This window comes from Mesorhizobium sp. M7A.F.Ca.US.006.01.1.1, assembly GCF_003997935.1.
GTDB lineage: Bacteria > Pseudomonadota > Alphaproteobacteria > Rhizobiales > Rhizobiaceae > Mesorhizobium.
Window position 1 is genome coordinate 1 of the sequence record NZ_RZQL01000387.1, and the last position, 4,166, is coordinate 4,166.

The 4,166-nt window shown below is 60.2% G+C and carries 5 protein-coding genes; 1 reads left to right on the forward strand and 4 read right to left on the reverse strand.

From position 1 onward, the window contains the following. Positions 1–26 precede the first annotated feature (26 nt). The 4 genes from EN943_RS35455 to EN943_RS35470 form a co-directional block, all read right to left on the reverse strand. The gene (locus EN943_RS35455) at positions 27–1,247 is read right to left on the reverse strand and encodes a divalent metal cation transporter (RefSeq protein WP_127416433.1); all 1,221 of its coding nucleotides are present in this window, start codon (positions 1,245–1,247) and stop codon (positions 27–29) included. Continuing rightward, complete coding sequence (locus EN943_RS35460) at positions 1,244–1,771, reverse strand: hypothetical protein (protein ID WP_245476100.1); 528 nt, start codon at positions 1,769–1,771, stop codon at positions 1,244–1,246. The genes EN943_RS35455 and EN943_RS35460 overlap by 4 nt, the downstream gene beginning before the upstream one ends. Before the next feature lie 81 nt (positions 1,772–1,852). Beyond that, positions 1,853–2,083: a hypothetical protein gene (locus tag EN943_RS35465; protein ID WP_127416434.1), complete on the reverse strand. Its 231-nt coding sequence runs from the start codon at positions 2,081–2,083 to the stop codon at positions 1,853–1,855. A gap of 84 nt (positions 2,084–2,167) precedes the next feature. Continuing rightward, entirely contained in the window at positions 2,168–2,386 is a 219-nt protein-coding gene (locus tag EN943_RS35470) for a hypothetical protein (RefSeq protein ID WP_127416435.1), read from the reverse strand. Positions 2,387–2,578: 192 nt separating this feature from the next. Here EN943_RS35470 and EN943_RS35475 point away from each other — a divergent pair. Beyond that, positions 2,579–4,166, forward strand: a 1,588-nt coding sequence (locus EN943_RS35475; protein WP_127416436.1) for an FdhF/YdeP family oxidoreductase, incomplete at its 3' end; no start/stop codon positions are given.

Sequence of the window (4,166 nt, forward strand, 5' to 3'; positions counted from 1 at the left end):
GTCCAGGAGATCACGCAGCAACTTCATCATGTGCCTCCGAATATCTGCAGCGGGATGGTCACCACCGCCAGTACGAAGCCAAGCGCGATGATGAAGATGACGGCGGCATTCGACAAAATGCCATTGCGATGCTCGCCGACATAACGTTTGTCGTTCAGCAGAAACAGGAACGGGACGACCGTCAACGGCAGGCTGGCTGCCGTCAACGCCATGGAAAAGATGGTGAGCCTCAGCGGATCGAGACCAAGCGCGATGGGAATAGCCGCCAAAAGCAATGATATCGTGTAGGTGGCGCTGAAACCCGGATCGTCGCGCGGCTTGCGATCCTCGCCCCAATTCCAGCCGAAACCCTGGGCCACAAGATAGGCCTGTTGCAACCCGACCTCTAGCGCGGCGCCGAAGCAGGCAATGGCGAGAGAGGCAACAAACAGCACGAAGCCCCAGAAGCCGAATATGGGGATCAGCATCAACGGCAATTGGTGATAGTCGTCCACCTGGGTGACGCCATGCGTGGCGAGCACGAGAGCGGCCACGATCAACACGCCGATCGAGATGGTGCCCCCGAAGGTCATGCCCAGTCCCGCTATGGCCCGATTGGCGCCGAGATAGCTTTTGTCCCACCGGTCCTCGATGGCCCCCGAGGAATAGAACATGAACAGGTAGGGCGATATCGAGGCGCCGAGAATGCTGACCGCCATGAACCAGTAATTGGCGGCATCGTGGACTGGCAGCGAAGGCAAGGCGCCTCTTGCGACTGCTGTCCAATCGGGTCTCAGCATCACCGCTCCGACGACGAAACACAGCGTCACCAGACCGAGAAACGATACGCCCTTCTCGATGAAGCCGAACGTGCCTTTCCAGAGCAGCAGCCACGCCAGCAAAGCCACCGGGAGTGCCCACCACTGGAAGCCTATGCCGGTGGCAAGTTCGAGCGCAATGGCAACGCCGCCGATCTCGGCGGACAGCACCAGGAAATTGACCAGCAGAGAGGCAAGCAACGGCCATAGAAAGACGTTGAAGCCGAACCTTTCGCGGATGCCGTCGGAGATCGTGTGATGGCTCACAGCCGCGAACCGGCCGGCCATTTCGACAAGGAAGATGATGCAGATGGTGCCGAGCACCACCGCCCAGATCAATTGGAAGCCAAACATCGCGCCGGCCTGCGCAGCTGTCGCCATGGACCCAACTTCGAGGAAGCCGCCAACGCTGGTGACGACGCCGAGGGATATTTCCATGAGCTTCTTCATGGCTTCGGTGCGAAATACTGGGCGTAGGCGGCAGCGAGCGAACGCGACGCCAGCCGTAGATCCTGTTGCGCGTTCTGGACTTCCGGCCGGTTGCCCCCCTGCAGTCCGGCCTCGGCACGCGTCACCGCGACCGACAAATCGCTGACTGCTTTTGTCAGGGAAGCTTGCTCGATGGGTTCACTGGTTTCGGCGGACCGGATTTGCGCCCCGACATCGGCAAGCGTCTTGCCGATCGATTGCAGCGTACCCACCGTGTATGCAGTCGGCGCCGCCCCTGCCGCCCAGGCGTCCAGCGCCATCAACACGGTCTGCGATGCGGAGGCCGCAGTTCGTGATTGCTGCGCGATCTGATCGGAAGATGAGCATGCCGACAACATCAGCAAAAGCAGGCACAGGCGGTCGAGCCTGAGATAGCGGCGTCTAACGATCAAATCCGGCGTTTGGTGCGCCACAGAATAGTCTCCCCGACCCAACAAACCGCGGCCGGCGTGAATCGGATCTAGAGCGCTCGACGAGTCCGTCAACAACTGCGGCTCCCGATCCGGGGCACGAGGCGGTCTCATCGCGTTTCGATTGCTGCATCGGCGTGAGTGGGGTGCTGAAGGTCAATCGGGGAGATCCCCGCTCGAAGCGTCCTGGATACTGTATTCGTGAATGAGGCCGAGAACCTGACTTCTGACTGTGTCGCGCGCATCGGGCTGGATGAAAAACATCAGCCGTTCGACCGCTTCCACGACTGCTTCCGGCAGATCCGAAACCGCGTCGGTGAGTTCGCTGCCATGCTCGTACATATTGTCCGTCAGCTTCTTGTCGACGTCGGAAAGGATGCCCATCATCCACACTCCAGATCGGTGTTGTGTTGATCTCAGTTCGGCAGCGTCACCGCGAGGTCGCCCTCTCCCGCTGTTGCCGGCCGTCGATCACTGTTGCCCCGGCATTTCCGTGTTTTCCCTGGGATTTTTCTGGACGCCCGCGGCCGGAGCGGTATCCGCGGGCGCATTTCCGCCCTGGTTCTGCTCCGGCGCGCGTTTCAGCGGCGAGGTCTGCCAGCCAATATCGGCGTAGAAAAAGCCGACGACGAAACCAACAACGATGACCGCCGCTATCACCAGCGAGATTATTGCGTTGCGTCGCTCCATTTCCGGCTCCTTCCGTTGTCGAACAGCCCATGACGGAAATAGTTCCACAGGCAGCGCTCTGGGTGAGGACCGGCTCAGGCGCTTGCCGGCTTGACCTCCAGCGGTTGGATTGACCAGCGACGTTTGCCATCGCTGTGGCGGGAACAATCAACGAGGGACGAGGTTTGGGAGTCGCACTTGCGAGGTTCTGCCATGAAACCTGCCGTTACCGATCATGTCGAAATCAAGAAATACGACCACCCGACCGGCGGGTGGGGATCCCTGTCTTCCTTGATCCGTAAAGCCTATGGCGAAGGCCTTCTGATGTCTGGGATATGGAGCACTCTGCTCAAGCAGAACAAGGCAGACGGCTATATGTGCGTTTCATGCTCATGGGCCAAGCCGGCAGAGCCACGGCCCTTCGAATTCTGCGAAAATGGCGCCAAGGCCACGCTCTGGGATCAGACGAAGCTGCGCTGCGGTCCCGATTTTTTTGCACAACACTCCGTCACCGAACTGCTCGATTGGCCGGACTGCGAGCTGGAAAAGCAGGGCCGGCTCACCGATCCGTTGCGCTACAACGCTGTCACTGACCGCTACGAGCCGGTCTCCTGGGACGAGGCCTTCGCCGAGATCGGCATGGAACTTCGGAGCCTCGATCCCAAATCGGTGGTTTTCTATACGTCCGGCCGGGCCTCTTTGGAGGCTTCCTTCATGTATCAGCTGTTCGCGCGCATCTACGGTTCGTCGAACCTGCCCGATTCTTCCAACATGTGTCACGAATCGACTTCGGTCGGGCTTCCCAAATCAATCGGCTCGCCGGTCGGAACCGTACAACTCGAAGATTTTTCGCAATGCGACATGATGTTCTTCTTCGGCCACAACACGGGGGTGACGGCGCCACGGCTGTTGCACCCACTGCAGGAGGCTCGTCAGCGCAACGTGCCGGTGTTCACTTTCAACCCGCTGCCGGAGCGAGGACTCAAGCGCTTCAAGAACCCGCAAGACCCTGTCGACATGCTGTCGCCGGGACCCGGCACGAAAATGTCCAGCGATTTCTTCCAGGTGCGCAGCGGCGGCGACATCGCCGCCATGACGGGCATCGCCAAGGCTGTGCTCGCTCTCGACGACGCGGCCCGCGAGCAGGGAAACTCGCGTGCCCTCGATATCGGGTTCATCGCAGAACATACGCATGGTTTCGCCGAATTCGAGGCCTATCTGCGCGCTGCCGCGTGGGATGACATCGTCGCCCGGTCGGGCATCGCGCGACCGGATCTGGAGCATGTCGCCGAAGTCTATAGCCGGTCCAACGCGGTGATCGGCAACTATGGCATGGGTCTGACACAGCACAGGCATGGCACCGAGAATGTTCAGATGTTGTGCAATCTGCTGCTGATGCGAGGCAATATAGGAAAACCCGGCGCCGGTATTTCGCCCCTGCGCGGTCATTCCAATGTCCAGGGCCAGCGTACCGTCGGCATATCCGAAAAACCCGAACTCGTTCCGCTCGACAAATTCGCGGAGTTCTATGCTTTCGAGCCCCCGCGCGAGAAGGGCCTCGATACGGTCGAGACTTGCGAAGGCGTCATCGCCGGCTCGGTGAAAGGCTTTATCGGCCTGGGCGGCAATTTCGTCCGTGCCGTGCCCGAAACCGGCCTCATTGAGAAAGCCTGGCGGAGACTTGGCCTGCATGTCGAAATCGCGACCAAGCTCAACCGAGGTCATCTCCTGCCGGGGGCAGTAACCTATCTGTTCCCCTGCCTGTCCCGGTTGGAAAGAGATCGCCAGGCAAGCGGCGATC

Excerpts from the sequence above, each read along its gene's own strand:
- EN943_RS35455 (WP_127416433.1), bottom strand. The coding sequence starts at position 1,247 with ATGAAGAAGCTCATGGAAATATCCCTCGGCGTCGTCACCAGCGTTGGC.
- EN943_RS35465 (WP_127416434.1), bottom strand. The coding sequence starts at position 2,083 with ATGATGGGCATCCTTTCCGACGTCGACAAGAAGCTGACGGACAATATG.
- EN943_RS35470 (WP_127416435.1), bottom strand. The coding sequence starts at position 2,386 with ATGGAGCGACGCAACGCAATAATCTCGCTGGTGATAGCGGCGGTCATC.